General features: G+C 63.2%; 21 protein-coding genes. 9 read left to right on the forward strand and 12 right to left on the reverse strand.

What is annotated here, in order from left to right:
- Positions 1-3: 3 nt before the first annotated feature.
- Genes M5B42_RS01660 through M5B42_RS01670 form a run of 3 tightly spaced genes read right to left on the reverse strand, consistent with a single transcriptional unit; the run spans position 4 to position 2,699 of the window.
- Positions 4-798, reverse strand: a complete 795-nt coding sequence (locus M5B42_RS01660) for an ABC transporter permease (RefSeq protein ID WP_100942727.1) — start codon at positions 796-798, stop codon at positions 4-6.
- Positions 799-1,674 (reverse strand): ABC transporter permease, encoded by an 876-nt coding sequence (locus M5B42_RS01665; protein ID WP_248744837.1) that lies wholly within the window; start codon positions 1,672-1,674, stop codon positions 799-801.
- On the reverse strand, positions 1,671-2,699 hold the full coding sequence (locus M5B42_RS01670) for an ABC transporter ATP-binding protein (RefSeq protein WP_248744838.1): 1,029 nt from the start codon (positions 2,697-2,699) through the stop codon (positions 1,671-1,673). The genes M5B42_RS01665 and M5B42_RS01670 overlap by 4 nt, the downstream gene beginning before the upstream one ends.
- A 243-nt stretch (positions 2,700-2,942) precedes the next feature.
- On the opposite strand from M5B42_RS01670, the gene M5B42_RS01675 reads away from it, so the two are divergent.
- Positions 2,943-3,782 (forward strand): IclR family transcriptional regulator, encoded by an 840-nt coding sequence (locus M5B42_RS01675; RefSeq protein ID WP_248745007.1) that lies wholly within the window; start codon positions 2,943-2,945, stop codon positions 3,780-3,782.
- 15 nt (positions 3,783-3,797) lie between these two features.
- Here M5B42_RS01675 and M5B42_RS01680 read toward each other — a convergent pair whose 3' ends face one another.
- Both M5B42_RS01680 and M5B42_RS01685 read right to left on the reverse strand, forming a co-directional pair.
- Positions 3,798-4,547, reverse strand: coding sequence for an anti-sigma factor (locus M5B42_RS01680; protein ID WP_248744839.1), 750 nt, complete (start codon positions 4,545-4,547; stop codon positions 3,798-3,800).
- Positions 4,544-5,050 carry a sigma-70 family RNA polymerase sigma factor gene (locus M5B42_RS01685; protein ID WP_152737351.1) on the reverse strand — a complete coding sequence of 169 codons (507 nt, stop codon included), beginning with the start codon at positions 5,048-5,050 and terminating at the stop codon, positions 4,544-4,546. Before M5B42_RS01685 ends, M5B42_RS01680 begins: the two co-directional genes overlap by 4 nt.
- A 185-nt stretch (positions 5,051-5,235) precedes the next feature.
- Between M5B42_RS01685 and M5B42_RS01690 the strand changes: the two genes are divergently transcribed.
- Together M5B42_RS01690 and M5B42_RS01695 are read left to right on the forward strand one after the other, a co-directional pair.
- Positions 5,236-6,315 carry a catalase family peroxidase gene (locus M5B42_RS01690; protein WP_248744840.1) on the forward strand — a complete coding sequence of 360 codons (1,080 nt, stop codon included), beginning with the start codon at positions 5,236-5,238 and terminating at the stop codon, positions 6,313-6,315.
- On the forward strand, positions 6,312-6,851 hold the full coding sequence (locus tag M5B42_RS01695) for a cytochrome b (protein WP_103497857.1): 540 nt from the start codon (positions 6,312-6,314) through the stop codon (positions 6,849-6,851). The genes M5B42_RS01690 and M5B42_RS01695 overlap by 4 nt, the downstream gene beginning before the upstream one ends.
- 139 nt (positions 6,852-6,990) lie before the next feature.
- Here M5B42_RS01695 and M5B42_RS01700 read toward each other — a convergent pair whose 3' ends face one another.
- Complete coding sequence (locus tag M5B42_RS01700; RefSeq protein WP_248744841.1) at positions 6,991-8,205, reverse strand: MFS transporter; 1,215 nt, start codon at positions 8,203-8,205, stop codon at positions 6,991-6,993.
- Between the two features lie 98 nt (positions 8,206-8,303).
- Between M5B42_RS01700 and M5B42_RS01705 the strand changes: the two genes are divergently transcribed.
- Positions 8,304-8,756, forward strand: a complete 453-nt coding sequence (locus M5B42_RS01705; RefSeq protein WP_103497860.1) for a helix-turn-helix domain-containing protein — start codon at positions 8,304-8,306, stop codon at positions 8,754-8,756.
- A 137-nt stretch (positions 8,757-8,893) separates the two neighbouring features.
- Here M5B42_RS01705 and M5B42_RS01710 read toward each other — a convergent pair whose 3' ends face one another.
- On the reverse strand, positions 8,894-9,610 hold the full coding sequence (locus M5B42_RS01710; protein ID WP_218226570.1) for a FadR/GntR family transcriptional regulator: 717 nt from the start codon (positions 9,608-9,610) through the stop codon (positions 8,894-8,896).
- A gap of 352 nt (positions 9,611-9,962) precedes the next feature.
- Here M5B42_RS01710 and M5B42_RS01715 point away from each other — a divergent pair, with 352 nt between their 5' ends.
- Together M5B42_RS01715 and gudD are read left to right on the forward strand one after the other, a co-directional pair.
- A complete protein-coding gene (locus M5B42_RS01715; protein ID WP_177144752.1) occupies positions 9,963-11,318 on the forward strand; it encodes an MFS transporter in 1,356 nt (451 codons plus the stop codon).
- Between the two features lie 28 nt (positions 11,319-11,346).
- Positions 11,347-12,699 (forward strand): glucarate dehydratase, encoded by a 1,353-nt coding sequence (gudD, locus tag M5B42_RS01720; protein ID WP_248744842.1) that lies wholly within the window; start codon positions 11,347-11,349, stop codon positions 12,697-12,699.
- 3 nt (positions 12,700-12,702) lie between these two features.
- On the opposite strand, the gene M5B42_RS01725 is transcribed toward gudD, so the two are convergent.
- Positions 12,703-13,350: a carboxymuconolactone decarboxylase family protein gene (locus tag M5B42_RS01725; protein ID WP_248744843.1), complete on the reverse strand. Its 648-nt coding sequence runs from the start codon at positions 13,348-13,350 to the stop codon at positions 12,703-12,705.
- Positions 13,351-13,503: 153 nt separating this feature from the next.
- Between M5B42_RS01725 and M5B42_RS01730 the strand changes: the two genes are divergently transcribed.
- Both M5B42_RS01730 and M5B42_RS01735 read left to right on the forward strand, forming a co-directional pair.
- Positions 13,504-14,496 carry a diaminopimelate epimerase gene (locus M5B42_RS01730; protein ID WP_248744844.1) on the forward strand — a complete coding sequence of 331 codons (993 nt, stop codon included), beginning with the start codon at positions 13,504-13,506 and terminating at the stop codon, positions 14,494-14,496.
- Positions 14,497-14,668: 172 nt separating this feature from the next.
- The gene (locus M5B42_RS01735) at positions 14,669-15,259 is read left to right on the forward strand and encodes a hypothetical protein (RefSeq protein WP_103497867.1); all 591 of its coding nucleotides are present in this window, start codon (positions 14,669-14,671) and stop codon (positions 15,257-15,259) included.
- A 6-nt stretch (positions 15,260-15,265) separates the two neighbouring features.
- Here M5B42_RS01735 and M5B42_RS01740 read toward each other — a convergent pair whose 3' ends face one another.
- From M5B42_RS01740 to M5B42_RS01750, 3 genes are read right to left on the reverse strand one after another with little or no spacing between them, the layout of a single operon-like run.
- Positions 15,266-16,237, reverse strand: a complete 972-nt coding sequence (locus M5B42_RS01740) for a hypothetical protein (RefSeq protein WP_103497869.1) — start codon at positions 16,235-16,237, stop codon at positions 15,266-15,268.
- Entirely contained in the window at positions 16,234-17,478 is a 1,245-nt protein-coding gene (gene codA / locus M5B42_RS01745; RefSeq protein ID WP_248744845.1) for a cytosine deaminase, read from the reverse strand. The genes M5B42_RS01740 and codA overlap by 4 nt, the downstream gene beginning before the upstream one ends.
- 26 nt (positions 17,479-17,504) lie before the next feature.
- Entirely contained in the window at positions 17,505-18,281 is a 777-nt protein-coding gene (locus M5B42_RS01750; RefSeq protein WP_248744846.1) for a helix-turn-helix transcriptional regulator, read from the reverse strand.
- A gap of 110 nt (positions 18,282-18,391) precedes the next feature.
- Here M5B42_RS01750 and M5B42_RS01755 point away from each other — a divergent pair, with 110 nt between their 5' ends.
- Positions 18,392-19,201 (forward strand): sulfite exporter TauE/SafE family protein, encoded by an 810-nt coding sequence (locus M5B42_RS01755; protein WP_248744847.1) that lies wholly within the window; start codon positions 18,392-18,394, stop codon positions 19,199-19,201.
- Between the two features lie 122 nt (positions 19,202-19,323).
- Here the strand turns inward: M5B42_RS01755 and uvrB are convergent, their stop codons facing one another.
- The gene (uvrB, locus tag M5B42_RS01760) at positions 19,324-21,339 is read right to left on the reverse strand and encodes an excinuclease ABC subunit UvrB (protein WP_248744848.1); all 2,016 of its coding nucleotides are present in this window, start codon (positions 21,337-21,339) and stop codon (positions 19,324-19,326) included.
- Positions 21,340-21,558 lie beyond the last annotated feature (219 nt).

Genomic DNA, 21,558 nt, shown 5'->3' on the forward strand with positions numbered 1-21,558 from the left:
GCCTCATTGTTTGCCTACCAGTACCCGGTCCAGGCCATAGACCCGGTCGAGCAGAATCATCGTCAGCGCGGTCAGCGCGATCACCAGGGCCGAGACCGCCGCCATCATCGGATCGATGGATTCGGTGGCGTAGACGTACATGCGCACCGGCAGGGTCTGGGTCGAGGGGGAGGTGACGAAGATCGACAGCGTCACTTCGTCGAAGCTGTTGATGAACGCCAGCAGCCAACCGCCGGCCACGCCGGGCAGGATCATCGGCAGGGTGATCTGGCGGAACAGCGTGAAGCGCCCGGCCCCGAGGGACTCGGCGGCCTGCTCGGCGCTGCGGTCCATGCCAATGGCGGCGGCCAGTACCAGGCGCAGTACGTAAGGCGTGATCACCAGCACATGGGCGGCGATCAACCAGGCGAAGCTGCCGTTGACCCCCATCAGGGCGAACAGGCGCAACAAGGCGACCCCGAGCACCAGGTGCGGGATGATGATCGGCGAGAGAAACAGGCCATTGAGAAAGTCCCGCCCGGGAAACTGATGACGGGTCATCGCCAGGGCCGCCGGGACCGCGATCAGGGTCGCCAGGCTGGCGGCGCTGAAGGCCAGGATCAGGCTGTTGTAGAACGCCTGGACAAAATCCGCGCGTTCGAACACCGCGCGGAACCAGCGCAGCGAAAAGTGCGTGGTCGGCAGGCTCAGGGTGTTTTCCGGGGTGAAGGCCACCAGGCACACCACCACCAGCGGCGCCATCATGAACACCACGATCAGGCTATGGAACAGCAGGGCCAACGGGCCGTTTCTGGACATTTACGCGGCCCCCAGGGATTTTTTGTAGCGACGCTCGATCATCCGGTTCCACGACAGCATGATCAGCAGGTTGAGCAGCAACAGCACCACGGCAATCGCCGCGCCCATCGGCCAGTTGAGTTCCGAGAGGTACTGGTCGTAGACCAGGGTCGCGACCATCTTCAGCCGGCGTCCGCCGAGCAGGCCGGGAATCGCGAAGGAACTGGCGGACAGACCGAACACGATCAACGTGCCGGACAACACCCCGGGCATGACCTGCGGCAACACCACCAGGCGCATCACCGTGGTGTGGCTGGCGCCGAGGGACAGCGCGGCCTGTTCGGCGGCCGGATCGAGCTTTTGCAGCGAGGTCCAGACCGGAATGATCATGAACGGCAACATCACGTGGACCAGGGCGATCACCACCGCGAACGGCGTGTAGAGCAGCTTCATCGGCGCCAGGCCGAAGGCTTGCAGGCCCTGGTTGACCAGGCCGTCGGCACCCAGCAACAGGCTCCAGCCGAAAGCCCGAACCACCACCGAAATCAGCAACGGGGTAAGGATCAGGATCAGGAAGATCGAGCGCCAGGGCGTGCCCATGCGGCTGAGGATGTAGGCTTCGGGCACCCCGATCAGCACGCAGAGCAGGGTGGTCAGGCCGCTGATCCAGAAGGTCCGCAGGAAGATTTCATAGAAGTACGGATCGCTGAACAGCAGGTTGTAGTGTTCCAGGGTGTAGGCGTGGTTTTTGACCCCGGTCTGGTAATCGAAGACGTTGAACGACAGCACGGCGGTCAGGCCCAGCGGCAGGAGCAGCAGGCCGAGGTAGAGCAGCAGGGCCGGCGCCGACAACAGGTAGCCACGGCGCCCCTGGCGCATCCGCACGAGCAGCTTCATGCCGGCACCTCGCCGTGCTCCAGCACCCGCAGCAGCTCGGCCGGCCAATCCAGGCCCACCGCCGTGCCTTCGTTCAGCGGTGCCGAACCGTCATTGCGGCGCACCACCGTGATCTCGCCGATGGCGGTGTCGATCCGGTACAGCCACTGGCTGCCGAGAAAGAACCGGCTGAGGATTTTGCCGGGCAGACGTCCGCTACCCGCGGCCAGCAGGTCGATCTTTTCCGGGCGCAGGCTCAGGGTCAATTCGCCTTCGCCCGGCAGTTGCCGCACTTGCGGGCAACCACTGGCATCGCGGTCTCCCGGTAGCAGGTTGGCCTTGCCGACGAAGCCGGAAATAAAGCGCGTGCGCGGGTGTTCGTAGAGTTTGTAGGGTTCGTCGATCTGGGTGATGCGCCCGGCCTGCATTACCACCACGCGGTCGCTGATGGACAGCGCTTCGGCCTGGTCGTGGGTGACCATCAGGGTGGTGATACCGACTTCGCGCTGGATGCGGCGAATCTCGAACTGCATCTCTTCGCGCAGATTGGCGTCGAGGTTGGACAGCGGTTCGTCGAGCAACAGCACCGGTGGTTCGATCACCAGGGCCCGGGCCAGGGCGACCCGCTGGCGCTGGCCGCCGGACAGCTCGCGCGGATAACGCTCGGCGTGCTGGTGCAGGCGCACCAGCTGCAACACCGTCGCCACCCGCTTGCGCACTTCGGCGGCCGGTACCTTGCGCATGTGCAGGCCGAAGGCGACGTTGTCCTCGACACTCATATGGGGAAACAGCGCGTAGCTCTGGAACACCACACCGAGGCCGCGACTGCTGGGCTTGGCGTGGGTGATATCGCGGTTGTCGAGAAGGATCGCGCCGGCGCTGACCTCGACGAAGCCGGCGATCATTTGCAGGGTCGTGGTCTTGCCGCAACCGGAGGGACCGAGCAGCGAGACGAACTCGCCCTTGTCCACCGAGAGATGCGTGGCGACTACGGCTTCGATCTCGCCATAACGCTTGCACACGCCTTCAAGTCGTAGAAAGGCCATAACTGCGTTCCACCTGTGTGTTGTTGTGTACGCCGGGGGCGCACTTTTTTGTCATGGGCAGAGACGAAAGGGTATTGCCGGGGTGCGTGGTGCTCGACCTGTGTCGGCTACCGGTGTTGTTCGAATCGCCCCTTGTGGACGCAGAGTAGGACGAAGCCTAGGATGTGCGAAAGAGTGAATTTCACTGAAAGAATGATTATTTTCACTTTCATTCATTGAATAAATTTTCAGATGGGAAAAGTAATAATGGATTCCACTGAGCGGAATGATAAGAAAAGTGAAGTCGGTGTCAGCGCGGTGTCTCGGCTGTTTGCCGTATTGCGCAGCCTGGGGGAGACGCCGGAGGGTGGTGAACGGGTGACCCAGTTGGCCGAACGGGTCGGTTTGTCCCAGCCGACCACGCATCGGTTGCTGCGCAGCCTGGTGGACGAGGGCATGGTCGAGCAGGATGGGCGCAGCAAACGTTATCGCCTGAGCCTGGATTTTTTTGCCCTGGCGGCCCGGGCCGGGCAGACCGGCAATCTGCGTGAACTGGTGCGGCCGGCGTTATTGCGTTTGTCGGCATCGCTGGGGGACTCGTTGTTCCTCCTGGCCCGTAGCGGCTTCGATGCGATCTGCCTGGACCGTAGCGAAGGACCGTTTCCGATCCGCACCTTTACCGGCGATATCGGTGGGCGCGTGGCCCTGGGGGTGGGGCAGGGCAGTTTGGCGATTCTCGCCTTCCTGCCGGAGGAGGAGCGGGAAACGGTGATCCGCTACAACCTGCCGCGACTGCGGGATTTCCATCTGTATGACGAAGTGCTGCTGCGTTCGGAAGTGGAGAATGTGCGCAAGCTCGGGTATGCCGGTCGCAATACCGGGGTGCTGCAGGGCATGGCCGGGGTGGCGGTACCGATCCTGGATCGCGAGGGCCGGGCGGTGGCGGCGTTGAGCGTGGCCACCATCAGCGACCGCCTGGGACCGGATCGCCTGCCGACGGTGGTGGAGTTGCTCAAGCGCGAGGCCGCGGCGATCGGGCCACGGATCAATCCGTTTGATCCGTTGTTGCGGCGGCCGTCGCAGATATTTGGTACTGCAAAATAGTGGGTTTGGCCTGACCTAGAACCGCGTGGTCTGCTGCAACAGCTGCGCCGCCGGACTGTCCGCCGGAGCCACCATCGCATAGTTGTAGCCGCTGCCGGACCAGTACTCGGCCCGCAGCTCGCCATCCCTCCGCCCACCGCGGTCCAGCAGATGATTCTGTGGTCCCGGCGGCCGTACGTAGTAGCTGATCCGCTGCCCTTGCGGGTTCTCATACAGCACCATCGCCGCCGCGCCCTGCTCGGTGCTCAGCAAACGTGCACTGACCGGCTTGAACCCGGCGTTCTGCAAGTTCGGCAAGCGGTTGGCCTGGGTGAAGTAACGGTCGAGCCAGCCTTGCAGGTCGCCGCTCTGCTCGACCTTGAAGTCCGCCGGGAGGATGTCCTGGGTAGCGAACATGCGATAGGCCTGCACCGCATCGGCCATTGGCGCAGGCTGTGGGAAAGTCATCTGCCGGGCCTGCCAGCCGCTGATACCGCCGATGCTCACGGCAATCAGCAGCACCGCGGCACTGGCCAGGTGCCGGCGGGACTGACCACGCAGGCGTCGGCGAATCACGCTCGGATCCAGCGCCGGGTTCGCCGGCATCTGCAAGGCACCGCCCAGGGCCGCGCGCAGGTGCTGGGCATCACGCTGCCAGTCGCGGACCTGTTCGGCCAGTTCCGGGTGGCTCGCCAGGTACGTCTCCAGCAACTGCCGGTCGGCATCGCTGAGCTGATGATCGACGTAGGCGTGCAGGTCGCGTTCGCTTGGAGGAATAGTGATCATTTCAATATCCGCAGGGAGGGGCTGGTGATTTCGCCTTCGCTGAGCTGACGCAGGGCCTGGCGGGCGCGGGACAGACGCGACATCACGGTGCCGGTGGGGACGTCGAGAATCTCGGCGACCTCCTTATAACTCAAACCTTCCACCGAGACCCAGAGCAACAAGGCCCGTTGTTCGGTGGGCAGCAGCTCGAAGGCTTCCAGGGTCGACTGGGCCACCACCGTGCGTTCCACCGAGGGCTGGGCATCGTCGCGGCCGGTAAAGAACTCGAGCATCCGCGCATAACGCTTGCCGCGACGGTGGGCGTCGATGAATTGGCGATACAGGATCGAGAACAGCCAGGCTCGCAGGTCGCCCTCGGCACGCTTGTCGCCCCAACTGGACAGGGCGCGCTCCAGGCTGGCCTGGACCAGGTCGTCGGCGCTGCTGGGATTGCGCGTCAACGACACGGCGAAACGCCGCATTCGCGGGATCAATTCACGTAACTGCTCATCGAGATCGTTCATGGAATCCTGCGGGTTTTTAACCAGTCACTACGCTTGGACTAGCAAGACGCCTGGCCTCGAAGGTTATTCCAACGGCCGGAAAATAAATATTCGAAAAATAAATCGGGGCGCCTGGAATAAACCGGGACGGCCTTCGTCTTATAGCTCCTTCACCCTGTGGCCGCCTGAGGCCCTGGAGTTTTTTCATGGTAGATCACACACCACCGCCCCTCAGCGGTTCGAGCAAGGTCTTGCGCCTGGCGGGCATCGCCGCCGTGCTCGCCGTCCTGGTCGGGGCCTTTGCCTATGTCAACGGTCGGCTCGATCCGGCGCGCCTGACCCCCGGACGGATCGTCAATACCTTCGAGAAAAACAACGGCCTGCATGCCGGCTTCAGGCGTAATCATGCCAAGGGCGTGTGTGTGGCCGGGTATTTTGAAAGCAGCGATGCCGCCCGTGCCTATTCCACCGCCCAGGTCTTCCGCGAAGGCAGCGTGCCGGTGGAAGGACGCTTCGCCTTGCCCAGCGGTAACCCTTACGCGCCGGACAGCAGCGTACCGATTCGCAGCCTCGGTTTGCGCTTCACCCAGGCCAACGGCCAGCAATGGCGCACCGGGATGAACAGCATGCCGGTGTTTCCGGTGGGCACCCCCGAGGCATTTTTCCAGCAACTCAAGGCGGCCTCGCCCGATCCGAGCACCGGCAAGCCGAACCCGGCGGCCATGGCGGCGTTCTTCGCCAGCCACCCGGAAACCGCGCCATTCCTGCAATGGGTCAAGACCGCCAAGCCGTCGGCCAGCTATGCCACCGAAAGCTATAACGGTTTGAATGCCTTCTATCTGGTCGACGCGGCCGGCCGGCGCCAGGCCGTGCGCTGGGGACTGGTGCCGTTGAGCCAGGATGCCGCGGGGGCGACGGCGCCGGACGGTGCCGACTTTCTCGCCAAGGACCTGGCCCAGCGCCTGGCGGCAGGCCCGCTGAAATGGCAATTGCGCCTGACCCTGGCCAATCCCGGCGATCCGACGGACGATGCCAGTCGGCAATGGACCGGCGAACACAAGGTGCTCAACGCCGGCACCCTGGTGCTGGAAAGCACCCAGCCCCAGGACGACGGCGATTGCCGCGATATCAACTACGACCCGCTGATCCTGCCGAGCGGTATCGAGGCTTCGGCCGATCCCCTGTTGGCGGCGCGTTCGGCGGCCTATGCCAGTTCCTATCTGCGTCGCACCAGTGAGGTCGGCTCCCTGCCTGCCGCCCATTCGTCACAGGAGTCCCGCCCATGAGCGCCCCTTCGAATCACTTCGCGCCCCTGGCGCGCCTGCTGCATTGGTTGATGGCACTGATGATCCTGGCGATGCTGTTTATCGGTGCTGGCATGGTGGCCTCGGTGTCCGAGCGGCATGAATGGTTGCTGCACCTGCACAAGCCGCTGGGGATTGCGATTCTGCTGCTGGTGGTGGTGCGCCTGCTGGTGCGTTTCAGTACCCGCCAACCGCCGTTGCCGAAAGACTTGCCGGGCTGGCAGGCGCTGGCGGCGAAGCTGTCCCATGTGTTGCTGTATGCGTTGATGCTGGTATTGCCGCTGCTGGGTTGGGCAATGATTTCGGCGGCGGGGGATCCGGTGATGCTGAGCAGTTCGCTGCAATTGCCGGCGATCATGTCGGCCAATCCGACGACTTTTGCCTTTTTGCGCAAGGCCCATGGGTACCTGGCATATCTGTTGTTCCTGACGGTGTTGGTGCACCTGGCCGCGGCGCTGTTCCATGGCTGGATTCGTCGGGATGGGGTGTTGGAAAGCATGGTGCGCGGCAAGGATTGAAGTCATTGGTTGTTCGGGAGGGCCTCTTCGCGGGCAAGCCCTGCTCCTACAAGTTCCGGGTGTACGCAAGATTTCGGTACGACTCGATCCTGTAGGAGCAGGGCTTGCCCGCGAAGGCGTCCGTCCCGGCACCACTGATTCAATGGTTTTTCACCACCCTCAGCGACCACCCCCAATACCCCAACGCCAGCGTATTGAGGCCCGCCCCCAACAGACAAACCCCCAACCAACCTGCCCAGGCATACATCGCCGTCGCCCCGATCGACCCCGCCGCGCTACCCACTGAATAAAACACCATATAACCCGCCGCCAGCCGGCTTTGCGCCTGCGGCCTGACGCTATAGATCAGCGTCTGGCTGGTGACATGCACCGCCTGCAAGCCCAGGTCCAGGGCAATCACTCCCAGCAGCAAGGCCCACAGCGACGATTGGGTAAAGGCAATCGGCAGCCAGGACAACAGCATCAGCAACAAGGCGCCGCCGCTGGTCCACTGCGCCCAGCCGCGATCCGCCAGTTGTCCGGCCCGGGCGGCGCCCAGGGCGCTGGCGGCTCCGGCCAGGCCGAACAGGCCTATCTCGGTATGGGACAGCGACAGCGGCGGGGCGCTCAGGGGCAACACCAGCGGTGTCCACAGCACAGTCCCGGCAGCAAAGATCAGCATCGCCAGCACAGCCCGATCCCGCAGGACCTTTTCCTCCTTGAACAGCGTGAAGACCGAAACGATCAGCGCCCCATACGCCTGCCGTGGCCGGGGCGGCTCGACCCGCGGCAGGGCCCGCCACAGCAGGCCCGCCATTAACAGCGTCAGGGCACCGGACAACCCATAGACCGAGCGCCAGCCGGCCAGGTCGGCCATGCCGCCGGCCACACTGCGGGCCAGCAGCAGGCCGACCACGATGCCACTGGTGACTGTCCCGACCACCTGGCCGCGCTCACCCGGTGCTGCCAGATGGGTGGCGTAGGCCACTAGCACCTGGGTCACCACGGCCAGCAAGCCGACGCCGGCCAACCCGATCAGCAGCCAGGCACTGCTGGGGGCCAGGGCAGTGACCAGCAGCGCCACCACCGAAAGCAGCATCTGCCCGACGATCAGACGTCGGCGGTTGAACAGGTCGCCGAGGGGGACCAGCAACAGCAGGCCCAGTCCATAGCCGATCTGGGTCAGGCTGATCACGATGCCGACGCTGGCAGGGTCCATGGCAAAGGTCTCGGCCATGGCGTCCAGCAGCGGCTGGGCGTAGTAGACATTGCCCACCGACAGCCCGCAGGCAAAGGCGAACAGCAGCACCACCGCGCCGGGCAGGTGTGTGGCAGTGTCCAGGGCATGGGAGGTGAGCGGTGCTTCAGATTCCATGATCGGCTCCGGGATTTGTGGTTGCTTTTTGAAACCAGTTGTACCCTAGAGTGACTGGTTTTATATTGCAACCACATTTATCGGCGGAGCTTCAGGCCATGGTCAAGCGTTCGAGTCTGGAGGGGGGCGAATGTCCGGTGGCCCGGTCACTGGACGCCATCGGTGATGGTTGGTCATTGTTGATCATCCGTGATGCATTTGACGGCATCCGTCGTTTTGGCGAGTTCCAGCGCAATCTGGGCATGGCCAAGAATATTCTCGCGACGCGACTAAAAAGCCTGGTGGCCCATGGCGTGCTGGAGATCGTCCCGGCATCCGATGGCAGTGCGTATCAGGAGTACGTGTTGACGACGAAGGGTAAGGCCCTGTTTCACCTGATCATCGGTTTGCGCCAGTGGGGCGAGGCGTATCTCTACGAGCCGGGAGAGCGCCATTCAGTGATGGTGGATCAGCAGCAGGGTGCGGCGTTGCGACCGCTGGAGTTGCGTGCCGAGGATGGCCGCTTGCTGGGGCCGGAGGATTGTCGGCGGATTCCGGCGGATGAGGTGTGACCACCGCTGACCTTGAAGTCGACGCCGCTTTTGCAGGAGCCGGCTTGCTGGCGATAGCGATCTGCGGGGCGCCGCCAGAACCTCAGCCTATCGGCTGATCGCCAGCAAGCCGGCTCCTAAAGATCAGCGTGTGGCGGTTATTCGCGGGAAAACCGCTCGCGGCTGTTGCTCAAGTGCGTCCACATCGCTGCCCGCGCCGCATCCGGGTCCTGGCGGCGGATGGCGTTGAGAATCGCCTCGTGTTCCAGGCTGGCGAGCTGGCCCAGTTGCGCCAGGTCGGCATCGCCGCGCTCCGCCCCCGGCACCCGGGTGCGTGGAATCATCGAGCTGCCCAGGTGCAGCAGGATCTCGGAAAAGTAGGCATTGCCGGTGGCTTCGGCGATCAGCAGGTGAAAACGCTGGTCGGCCGCCACGCAGCTGTCGTTGTTGGCCAGCAGGCTCCGATACTCATCCAGCGCCGCGCGCATCTGCTTGAGGTGCTCGTCGCTGCGCCGGCGTGCCGCCAGCGCCGCCGCCTGGGTTTCCAGGCCCAGGCGCAGTTCCAGCAGATCGCGCACGCTCAACGCGGTTTCCACATTCAGGCGCAGGCCGTGGGGCTCTTGGCGCTCCAGCACGAAACTGCCGACACCATGATGGGTTTCCACCCAGCCCGACGCCTGCAATTTGGAAATCGCCTCGCGCACCACCGTACGGCTGACCTTGTGCTCGCAGACAATGGCGCTTTCCGACGGCAGCTTGTCGCCCGGCTTCAAATGCCCCAGGCGAATCTGCTGGGTCAGGTGATCGACCAGGTCGTGGGCCAGGTTGGGGCTGCGTTTGCGCCGTGGCGCAGGGGAGGCGGTTTCAGTGTTCATGGGCGTGTCACGCAGGGGCGAGGGGAAAGCTTAACACTCGTATGACAAGAGGCGTAGCGATGACCGTCAGCATGTATGACAACTTGAAGTCAGAAGCCGCTCTTTCTAAATGGTAGCGCTGGCCAAGGGGTCTTGTGGGCCACTGACAGATATTTTTATTTCTAATAAAGTACTTATAAATCAAATAGATATTATTTTATGTGCTGTTTTTTTCGTTCTCCATCGGCGATTCCTGTCCAGAAATCGCGATCTGGGCACTTGTTGCCCTATTTTTCTACTCGTATGATGACTATCGACTGGCTCGTCTGATCCAGCACCCCCGCACACAAAAATAACCCGTGGGAGACTCGTCGTGAACAACACCCTGGATACGTCCGCAACAGCGGAACGCGATTCCTTGCTGGCCGTCGCCGTGGCGAAGGTCAAGCGCCATGTGCTGCCGCTGTTCGTCATCATGTTTATCGTCAACTACATCGACCGGGTGAACATCGGCTTCGTGCGCACGCACTTGGAACACGACCTGGGAATCGGCGCCGCCGCCTACGGTTTTGGTGCCGGGTTGTTCTTTATCGGTTATGCCCTGTTCGAAGTGCCGTCCAATATCCTCTTGCAGAAGGTCGGCGCACGGCTCTGGCTGACCCGCATCATGTTCACCTGGGGGCTGGTCGCCACGGCCATGGCCTTTGTCCAGAACGAAACCCACTTCTATATTTTGCGTTTCCTGCTCGGGGTGGCCGAGGCCGGCTTCTTTCCCGGGGTGATCTACTACTTCACCCGTTGGCTGCCAGGGGTTGAGCGCGGCAAGGCGATCGCCATCTTCCTCAGCGGCTCGGCCGTGGCCTCGCTGATTTCCGGCCCTCTGTCCGGGGCCCTGTTGCAGCTCGAAGGCTTCGGCTGGCACGGCTGGCAGTGGATGTTCATCATCGAAGGTCTGGCCTCGGTGGTGCTCTGCGGCTTCACCTGGTTCTGGCTCGACTCCACGCCCAAGGACGCGAAGTGGCTGAGTGTCGCCGAGCAACAGGTGCTGGTGCAGGTCATCGAGGACGAACAGCAGCAGCGCGACGCCTCGATGCCGATCAAGCCGTCGATCTGGAGCCTGCTCAAGGACCGCCAGATCCTGTTGTTCTGCGTGCTGTATTTCTGCATCCAGCTGACCATCTATGCCGCCACCTTCTGGCTGCCGAGCATCATCAAGAAGATGGGCCAGATGAGCGACCTGCAGGTGGGTTTCTTCAACTCGATTCCCTGGCTGATCTCGATCATTGCCATGTATGCCTTCGCGGCCGCCTCGGGCAAGTGGAAACACCAGCAGGCCTGGGTCGCCTCGGCCCTGCTGATCGCCGCGCTGGGGATGTTCATGTCCACCACCGGCGGGCCGATCTTCGCCTTTGTCGCGGTGTGCTTCGCGGCCATCGGTTTCAAGTCCGCCTCGTCGCTGTTCTGGCCGATTCCTCAGGCGTACCTGGATGCGCGCATCGCCGCGGCGGTGATTGCCCTGATCAACTCCACGGGCAACCTCGGCGGTTTCGTCGCGCCGACGACCTTCGGCTGGCTGGAGGAGCACACCGGTTCGATCCAGGGCGGCTTGTACGGCCTGGCGGCGGCTTCGGTGATCGCCGCGATCCTGGTGTTCTTTGCCCGCACCCAGCCCAAACCGACCCACACATTGCCGGGATCGGTCAGCCCGGCCCTGAACAAATCCCATTAAAGACTGCGGTTGAACACAGGTAGCCATCATGACGACAAACACTTTGCACGCGGCCGGCCAGGCCCCCGTCATCACCAGCTTGCAGGTCATCCCGGTGGCCGGCCACGACAGCATGCTGCTGAACCTGAGCGGTGCCCATGGTCCGTTTTTCACCCGCAATATCGTGATCATCACCGACAGCAGCGGTCGCACCGGCGTCGGTGAAGTGCCGGGCGGCGAGCGTATCCGCGCGACCCTGGAAGATGCCCGTTCGCTGTTGCTGGGGCAGTCCATCGGCAACTACCAGAAGCTGCTCAACCAGGTGCGCCGCACCTTCGCCGAGCGCGATGCCGGCGGTCGCGGCCAGCAGACCTTCGACCTGCGCATCACCATTCATGCGGTGACGGCCCTGGAAGCTGCGCTGCTCGACCTGCTCGGCCAGTTCCTCGGTGTGCCCGTGGCGGCCTTGCTGGGTGAGGGGCAGCAGCGCGAGGCGGTGAAAGTGCTGGGTTATCTGTTCTATATCGGTGATCGCGGCAAGACCGACCTGGCCTACCGAAATGAAGCCGGGGCGGATGACGCCTGGTTCCGCCTGCGTCACGAAGAGGCGATGACCCCCGAGGCCATCGTCAAGCTCGCCGAAGCCGCCCAGGCGCGTTACGGCTTCAATGACTTCAAACTCAAGGGCGGTGTGCTCAGCGGTGCCGCGGAAATCGAAGCGGTGACGGCCCTGGCCGAGCGCTTCCCCCTGGCGCGGATCACCCTCGATCCCAACGGCGCCTGGTCGTTGAAAGAGGCCATCGCCCTTTGCCGTGATCAACATCATGTCCTGGCTTACGCCGAGGACCCTTGCGGTGCCGAGAACGGCTACTCCGGTCGTGAAGTCATGGCCGAGTTTCGCCGGGCCACAGGCCTGCCGACGGCGACCAATATGATCGCCACCGACTGGCGGGAAATGGGCCATGCGATCCGGTTGCACGCCGTCGATATTCCCCTCGCCGACCCGCATTTCTGGACCATGCAGGGTTCGGTGCGGGTCGCGCAGATGTGTCATGAATGGGGCCTGACCTGGGGCTCGCATTCCAACAACCACTTCGATATTTCCCTGGCGATGTTCACCCATGTGGCCGCTGCCGCGCCGGGTGAGATCACCGCCATCGACACCCACTGGATCTGGCAGGACGGCCAGGGCCTGACCAGGGAGCCGTTGCAGATCGTCGACGGTTTTATCCAGGTCCCGCAAAAGCCGGGGTTGGGTATCGAACTGGATATGGACGCGGTGGCCAAGGCCCATGAGTGCTACAAGAACATGGGCCTCGGCGCCCGCGACGACGCCGTGGCGATGCAGTTCCTGATTCCCGGCTGGTCGTTCAACAACAAGCGCCCGTGCCTGGTGCGCTGAGGCCTATTCGGGGCTGAACAGCGTCACGGCGACGATCTGCTCGCCGTCGACGCGCACTTGCAACACGCCTCGGGGGACGGGCTGGTCCTGCTGGTAGCACTCCAGCAGAACCCGGTCCGCCGCCGTGGCGGTGGCCTGGAACTGATGGGTTTTACGCAGCAGGGCTCGTGCTTCGGGAGAGATCGGGAAGGCGCCATGGCCTTCACGAACCGCCTCGCAGAACGCCAGGGTCACGGCTCTCGGCGTGCGGGCCGGTGGCGAGGGCATGTCGGCATCGGCGAACAACTGGTTGAGTTGGTTGGCGGTTTCCACAGCCCTCGGAAAGCCGGTGAAGGCCGACACCTGCAACAGGAGTTCGGTGTATTCGCCGGGTGCCAGGCCCGAGGCCAGGCCGGTCTTGAGATGTACGCTGAGGGGAGCGCCGACCGTGCCGGCGGCGACGATCGCGGCAAAGGTCGCGGCTTCACGTAGCCTCGGATCAAGGCCGGGACGCTGATGCAGATAGCCATAGACCACGCCGACCGCCAACTCGCCCAATGCCGGCGCGGTATGAAACAACGCATCCAGGCGCGCACCGCCGCCAGGGACCCACTCGATAAACTGTTTGCGACCTTCACGGTAAAGTTCGGCCACGGGATCCTTGCTGTTCATGTTCTGTCCTCTGCGAAAAAGTAGGGTTCGCGCGTCGACGACAGCAGGACATCGATGGGTAGGAGCCTAGTCAGTCCGGTGAAAAACGCTCCCGGGCACAGCGGTTTTGCCACTAGAGTGGTGGGCCTGAGAGGACGATTCCAGAGAGGGTGTATGCCGACGTTTTACGACGCACGTGGGAATATCTATGCCGTGGCGAGCCCCGCCGAAGTGCGCGGGCTGGGCCTGGATCTACCGGCGGATGCCGCACAGGCAGCGCTGCTGCGTCGGACCTGGGCGCTTGAAGCGGTGGAGGCACTTTGTGGCTGGGGAGAGCAGGCGCCTGCGCGAGATGGCAAACACCATCGTTCCGATGGCCTGCTGGTAGGGCCGTTCCAGGCGCAGGCGCCGTTCGATCTGTTGATCGTCAATACCGACGGCACCCTGGCCGAGCGCAGTGGCAACGGTCTGACGATTTTTGCCCAGGCGCTGACCGAGCAGGGCTTGATGCCGGTTCAGGGCGCTTGTCTGTTGCGGGTTCATCACGATCAGCCGGGGGGCCTTTCTCCGGTCGCCACCTCGGTCGAGTCGGCGCAGGTCGAGGATCAACAGGGGTTCTGGCTGGACCTGGGGAAACCGGTGTTCGGTCCGGAAGCAGTGTCTGCCCGGCGTGTCGGTGAGGCGCAGTTGAATGGCCGCCAGTTGAGCCATGTCGCGCAGTTGTCGAGTTTGAACGCCGGCTGGCAGCGCAGCCAGTTTGTGCGTATCGGCAATCCGCATTGCGTCACCCTGGTCGACGAGCCGACGTTGCTACCGAGCAACGCACAAATGGGCGAGTCGGCCCTGGAGCCTGGCCTGACCCGCATCGCCTTTGCCCCACCGACCGGTGCCGGCGAACCCTGTCCGGCGGGAGTGAATCTGCAATGGGCAACCCGGGTGGCGCCGGGACAATTGCAGGCCCGGGTGTTCGAGCGCGGTGAAGGACCGACGGCGTCTTCCGGCACCAGTGCCAGCGCGGTGGCCTGTGCGGCCTGGCGGGTCGGTTGGGTCGAGGCCGGCGAAGTCCGGGTCGGCATGCCGGGCGGCACGGCGCCGATCCGCCTGGTGGCCCTGGACGACGAGCTGCAGAGTGTCCACCTGTTTGGCGCGGCCCGGCGTCAATCCTGAGGCCGACATCGAGACCAGAAAAAGTCCCCCCTGCGCAGGCCTGTTCGGCCCTTGTCCGACCCTGGCGGTTTTGGCTTGATGAGTCGACAGGGTGGAAGGCCGACGAGCGCCTTGCCCTGATCGGCCCGTGAGAACGGGTCCGAATTTCCGACTCGTTTAAAGGGAATTTACGATGAGAGCAATCAAAGGTTTATTCAGCGCGCTGGTGTGTGCCGGGCTGGTGTTCAGCACCGCTTCCACGTGCGCTCAGGCGGTGCCCGAGCCGGCCATCAGCGATAAGAAAGTGGTTTCCTCCACCACTACCGATGCGGTTGAGTCCAGTCCGGCGGAACTGCTGGAGGGCAGTCGAACCGACTATTTTTCATGCTCGGTGGGCCGCTTCAGGGGCGAACTCGAGGCGAGGGTGGTGTTCGCCTCCGCCGGCAGCACGGCTTACTTCGATGTCAGTACGGTGCGCTACCGGATTGTCCGCAGCAGCGGCCAGGGTGGCGGCAACAAGGCCAATATCAACTTTCACCTGGACACCCTGAACAAGCAGGGGGTGACCAGGGCCAGCGACCAATACCGTTCGCCGGACTCCTTGCGCCAGGATGGCAGCTGGCACCTGCTGGACGTCAACCGGATCGTCCGCACGGATTATCAGGGCGCGGTGACCTTCGAGTTCGTGTTCGACCGCTCGGTGGCCAGTGACACCCGATGTGCGGCCCACAAGACCTACCAGTGGGCCGGTGCCTCGACCGCGCGCACCGGCGCGGCGGATTGAGCCGGTTCAAGGGGCATCAAGTCCTGGCGCCTGGCGAATCAGGAAGTGATCCAGGTTGTCGATTTCACAACTGAACACGCTGAAGGTCTGGTCCGGGTTCTTCTTGCTCGGCACTTGCTTCAATTGCGGCGTGACACCGTAGAAGAAGCAATACAGGTCTTCAGCCTGGTCGATGACACTCTTGATCTCTTCCAGGAACACCGTGCGCTGGCGGTAGTTCTCGATCAGGCTTTTGCTCAGGTAGACATTGATCGAGTAGCGCTTCTTGTCGGCCCACACCGGTTTGTCGAAAACCACGCTGAAGCTAGTCTTGTAGTCCTTGATTTCCTTTATTTTTCCCCAGTAGATCAGGCCCTGGCGGTCCTGGCAGTATTCGACCTTCTTGAAGAAGGTGTTGTAGTTCAGGGTCAGGTCGCCAATGGTCAGGGGCATGCGTTTGAGCAGGTCCTTGTTGGCGTGGTTGGAGACGAAGCACTCCACCGGATGGGCGAACACGCTGGTGCGGTTCGGTGGGGCCTTGGTTTCCTGGACGGCGGGAGTATCGATGATGACTGGCGTCGGTTCCGCTATTGGTTGCGCCGGTCGGGTGTCGACGCTGGCCGGCGTCTTGCGGGCATAGGTGCGGCGGGTCAGCAGCAGCTCGACGGGGAAGTTCTGTTCGCCTTCGATATCGTCCGGCGGCTGTTCCCCATCGAGCCCGCTCGGTGCGGTTTCCGCGCTCAGGTACGGGCAGTCCGCCAGGTGCCGGGTACTGGGCATGTTCTTGAAATGCGGGGTGCGTTTGAAGCGTGGGTTGCTGGCGTTGTAGGTGGTCAGCCGGTTGCTGCTGTCGAACGCCGCGCGGCAGGCATCGTTCGGGCACTGGAAGCTTTCCCGGCTGGAATCGAACTCCACCGTCTCGTCGAAGTTCAGATCGCGGACGTCATAGATCGTCAGTTTTTCGTCGAGGCTGATGCAGTAGGCCTTGTCGAATTTCATAGCGGGTCCTGCCACTGCAACTGCGCCGGCTGGCGTTTCACCAGGACCTTGCCGTCACGGATCGAATACAGCGGCAGGCCCTGGCTGCGGATCATCTCGTAGTCGCTGTCGGCCGAGAGGATCAGCAAGTTGGCCGGGCGTCCGACTTCCAGCCCGTAGCGTTCACCCAGGGCCATGGCCTTGGCACTGTTGTCGGTGACCAGGTCCAGCGCGCTTTGCAGATTGCGATAACCGAGCATATGGCAGATATGCAGCCCGGCTTCCAGCACCCGCAGGATATTGCCGTTGCCCAAGGGGTACCAGGGGTCGACGATGGAGTCCTGGCCGAAACAGACATTCATCCCGGCATCCAGCAATTCGCCCACCCGGGTCACGCCCCGCCGCTTCGGAAAGTTATCGAAGCGGCCCTGCAAGTGAATGCTCTCGGTGGGGCAGGAGACAAAACTGATCCCCGAGGCTTTCAGCAAACGGAACAGCTTGGCGCAGTAGGCATTGTCGTAGGAGCCCATGGCCGTGGTGTGGCTGGCGGTCACCCGCGAACCCATGTCGCGGCTGCGGGCTTCTTCGGCCAGCACTTCAAGGAAACGTGAGTGCGGATCGTCGGTTTCGTCGCAATGCACGTCCACCAGGCAGCCGGTTTTTTCCGCCAGGTCCATCAGGAACTTCACTGAGGACACGCCCTGGTCCCGGGTGTATTCGAAGTGCGGGATGCCGCCCACCACGTCGGCACCGAGATTGATCGCCTCGACCATCAGTTCCCGGCCATTGCGATAGGACTCGATGCCTTCCTGGGGAAACGCCACGATCTGCAGGTCGATCAGGTGGCGGCTTTCCTCGCGCACTTCGAGCATGGCCTTGAGCGCGGTCAACTGCGGATCGGTGACGTCGACATGGGTCCGCACATGCTGGATGCCATGGGCGGCAAGGCTGCGAATGGTTTTCTTCGCGCGGGTCTTGGTGTCTTCATGGGTGATGGTCGCCTTGCGTTCGCCCCAGCACTCGATGCCTTCGAACAGGGTGCCGCTCATGTTCCAGCGTGGCTCGCCGGCGGTGAGGGTGGCGTCGAGGTGGATATGCGGTTCGACGAAAGGCGCGACCACCAGGTTGCCCTGGGCGTCGAGATCATCTGGGCCGGCGCTCAACGGGCCGGTTTGCGGGGTGATGCTCGCGATCCGTGCGTGTTCCAGGTGCAGGTCATACAGGCCTTCGCGGTGACGCAGCTTGGCGTTGAGGATATGCATGGGCGGGGTCCTTGTCGTACGTGTCGTCATAAGGTATCCGAAGTCTGCAGGAAACTGCTCGGAGATCGGCCGAGAACTCGGCGGAACATGGTCGAAAACGCCGCCGGGCTCTGGTAGCCGAAATCCAGGGCAATCCGCGTGACCGACTCGCCTTGACTCAACCGGGCCAGGGCCAGGACCACGCAGACCCGTTGTCGCCATTGGGAAAAGCTCAGGACGGTCTGGTCCTGGAACAGGCGCCCGAAGCTGCGCAGGCTCAGGTGCAGGCGGTCCGCCCAGGCCCGGGGGGACTGGCGGATGTCCGGTTGCCCGACGAAGGCCTGGCACAGCGGCAGCAGGCGCGGGTCCTGGGGCAGGGGGATATGCAGAGGCAGGCTGTGGGCGCGGGCCAACTCATGCAGCAACAGGGTGATCAGCGCGCCATCGCGGCCCTGTGGGTCGTAGTCCACCGGCATGTCGACGGCGGCGATCAGCAACTGCCGTAGCAGGGCCGAGACTTCCAGTACCTGGCAGGCCTGGCTCATCTCGCCGACGGCATCGGGCTCGATATACAGGCTGCGGGTGCTGACACCGAGCATCAGTACCTGATGGGGCACGCCGGGAGGAATCCACACCGCGCGTTGCGGCGGGACGATCCAGTTGCCGCCATCGGTGAGCACATGCATCACCCCCGTGGCGCCATAGAGCAATTGCGCCCGACGGTGCTGGTGGCGGGTCAGCAGGTGCCCGTGGGGGTAGTCGGTGCCGATGGCGATCACGGCCTGGGGCAGGTGATCGAACTGAGCGAGGGACGTGTTGCGCATGGCAGGGTCTGTCTGGCCGAAACGCAAACAGTATTGACGGACTTGCGCAAGCGCGCCAAGTGTCAGCTGCTTAAGGTTGGGGTTCTCTCTTTCTGAAAGGACCCGACGTGATGCTTTATGGGCTGTTGGCACTGTTTGGCGGACTGGCTGGGGTGACCAGCGTGCTGTTCGGTTTTGGTGGCGGTTTTGTGGTGGTGCCGTTGTTGTACTGGGCCCTGAGCGACAGCCCGGACCCGGCGATCAGCACGGCGGCGATGCAGATTGCCGTGGCGACCTCGACCTGCGTGATGATCGTCAATGCCCTGATCGCCACGGGCAAGCACCGGCGTGCCGGAAATCTGCGGCGCGCTTATATCTGGCCGCTGGCGGGGTTTATCGGGCTGGGTTCGGTGTTGGGGGCGGTGCTGGCCAGTTTGGTCAGCAGCGGGACGGTACGTTGGGCCTTTATCGCTTATCTGGCGCTGACCATTGTCGATTGTCTGGCACGGCGCGGGTTTATGCAGCAGGGCGCGACGGGGTTGGTGCAACCGCTCAAGCCCTTTGTCACGGTGGGCGGAGGGTTGGTGATCGGTGTCGTGGCGACTTTTCTCGGTGTCGGTGGCAGCGTCATGACGGTGCCGCTGTTGCGACGCAGCGGCTTGAGCATGAACCTCGCTACGGCCATTGCCAATCCACTGAGCGTGCCGGTGGCGGTGGTCGGGACCCTGACTTATGTGGCGCTGGCCGGGTTCCGGCCACTGGGGCTGGGGTCCTGGTTTGCCGGGTATGTGGATCTGCTGGCGTTCGCGGTGCTGATCCTTGGATCGCTGGCGGGGATGCGCCTGGCGACGCCTTGGATCGGGCGCTTGCCGGACCGTTTGCATGCCAGGGTCTACATCGGCTTGCTGGCGCTGGTGCTGTTGGCGATGTTACTGAACTGACTCGCCCATCAATACACCCCGAACCTGTAGGAGCAGGGCTTGCCCGCGAAGAGGCCCGCAAGATCGCTAAAAGCTTCGCGGGCAAGCCCTACTCCTACAGGGGGCGGTGCTCGGCCTCAGGATCAGACGGTCAGCAAACGCTCGCGCAACTTGGCGACCTCGTCGCGCATCTGCGCCGCCGCCTCGAACTCCAGGTCGCGGGCCAACTGGTACATCTTCTCTTCCAGCTGGCGGATACGCTTGCTGATCTCGCTCGGCGAACGCAGTTCGTTTTCGTAGCGGGCGTTTTCCTCGGCGGCCTTGGCCATGCCCTTGCGCTTCTTGCTGCGCGAACCGGGTACGGTGGCGCCTTCCATGATATCGGCGACATCCTTGAACACGCCCTTGGGCGTGATGCCATTGGCCAGGTTGTGGGCAATCTGTTTGTCGCGGCGGCGCTCGGTCTCGCCGATCGCCCGCTCCATGGAGCCGGTAATGCGGTCCGCATAGAGAATCGCCCGGCCATTGAGGTTACGCGCCGCCCGCCCGATGGTCTGGATCAGCGAACGCTCGGAACGCAGGAAACCTTCCTTGTCCGCATCGAGGATCGCCACCAGCGACACCTCGGGCATGTCCAGGCCCTCGCGCAGCAGGTTGATCCCCACCAGCACATCGAAGGTGCCCAGGCGCAGGTCGCGGATGATTTCCACGCGCTCCACGGTGTCGATATCCGAGTGCAGGTAACGCACCCGCACGCCATGGTCGGCGAGGTAGTCGGTAAGGTCCTCGGCCATGCGCTTGGTCAGGGTGGTGACCAGCACGCGTTCTTCCACGGCCACGCGCTTGCTGATTTCCGAGAGCAGGTCGTCGACCTGGGTCAGCGCCGGGCGGATCTCCACCTGCGGGTCCACCAGGCCGGTGGGGCGAACCACTTGCTCGATAACCCGGCCGGCGTGTTCGGCTTCGTAGTTGCCGGGGGTGGCGGAGACAAAGATGGTCTGCGGGCTCACCGCTTCCCACTCGTCGAAGCGCATCGGCCGGTTGTCCAGTGCCGAGGGCAGGCGGAAGCCGTACTCCACCAGGGTTTCCTTGCGCGAGCGGTCGCCCTTGTACATGGCGCCGACCTGCGGAACGCTGACGTGGGATTCGTCGATCACCAGCAGCGCGTCGGCCGGCAGGTAGTCGTAGAGGGTCGGCGGCGCCTCTCCGGAAGCGCGGCCGGAGAGGTAGCGCGAGTAGTTTTCGATGCCGTTGCAGTAGCCCAGTTCGAGGATCATTTCCAGGTCGAAGCGGGTGCGCTGTTCCAGGCGCTGGGCTTCCACCAGCTTGTTGTTGTCGCGCAGGTAGTCCAGGCGCTCCTTGAGTTCCTCCTTGATCCCGTCGATGGCACCGAGCAGGGTTTCCCGTGGCGTCACGTAGTGGCTTTTCGGATAGAAGGTAAAGCGCGGCAGCTTGCGGATCACTTCGCCGGTCAGCGGGTCGAAGGCCGAGAGACTTTCCACTTCGTCATCGAACAGCTCGATGCGGATCGCTTCCAGGTCGGATTCGGCCGGATAGACGTCGATCACATCCCCGCGCACACGGAAGGTGGCACGGGCGAAGTCCATATCGTTGCGGGTGTATTGCAGGTCGGCCAGGCGGCGCAGCAGGGCGCGCTGGTCGAGCTTGTCGCCGCGGTCCACGTGCAGGACCATCTTCAGGTAGGTTTCCGGGCTGCCCAGGCCATAGATGCAGGACACCGTGGTGACGATGATGGCGTCCTTGCGCTCCAGCAGCGCCTTGGTTGCCGACAGGCGCATCTGTTCGATATGGTCGTTGATCGAGGCATCCTTCTCGATAAAGGTATCGGAGGAGGGCACATAGGCTTCCGGCTGGTAGTAGTCGTAGTAGGAAACGAAATACTCCACGGCGTTGTTCGGGAAAAATGCCTTGAACTCGCCGTACAACTGCGCGGCCAGGGTCTTGTTCGGCGCCAGCACCAGGGTCGGGCGTTGCACCTGGGCGATGACGTTGGCGATGCTGAAGGTCTTGCCCGAGCCGGTCACCCCGAGCAGGGTCTGGTGAGCCAGGCCGGCTTCGATGCCCTCGACCATCTGACGGATGGCTTCAGGCTGGTCGCCGGCGGGCTGGAAGCGGGTGACGAGCTGGAATTCGGACATAACCTACCTCTGGGTTCATTCCCGCCTGACAGTCGCGGCGAAAACGAGAAAGACCTCTTACGACCGATGTCGTAGGGAAAAAACATGATAATGCTGGATATGGTGCCCGGGAGGACAGCTTTCAAGGCAATCGTCACCCGGGCAGCTTGTTGCAATTGGACGGGCGTCCCGCAAATAAATCAAAAAACTTGTCACATTCCGACAATAGTCGGTCGCCCT

Source organism: Pseudomonas sp. MWU12-2037 (assembly GCF_023242345.1).
Classification (GTDB): domain Bacteria; phylum Pseudomonadota; class Gammaproteobacteria; order Pseudomonadales; family Pseudomonadaceae; genus Aquipseudomonas; species Aquipseudomonas gingeri_D.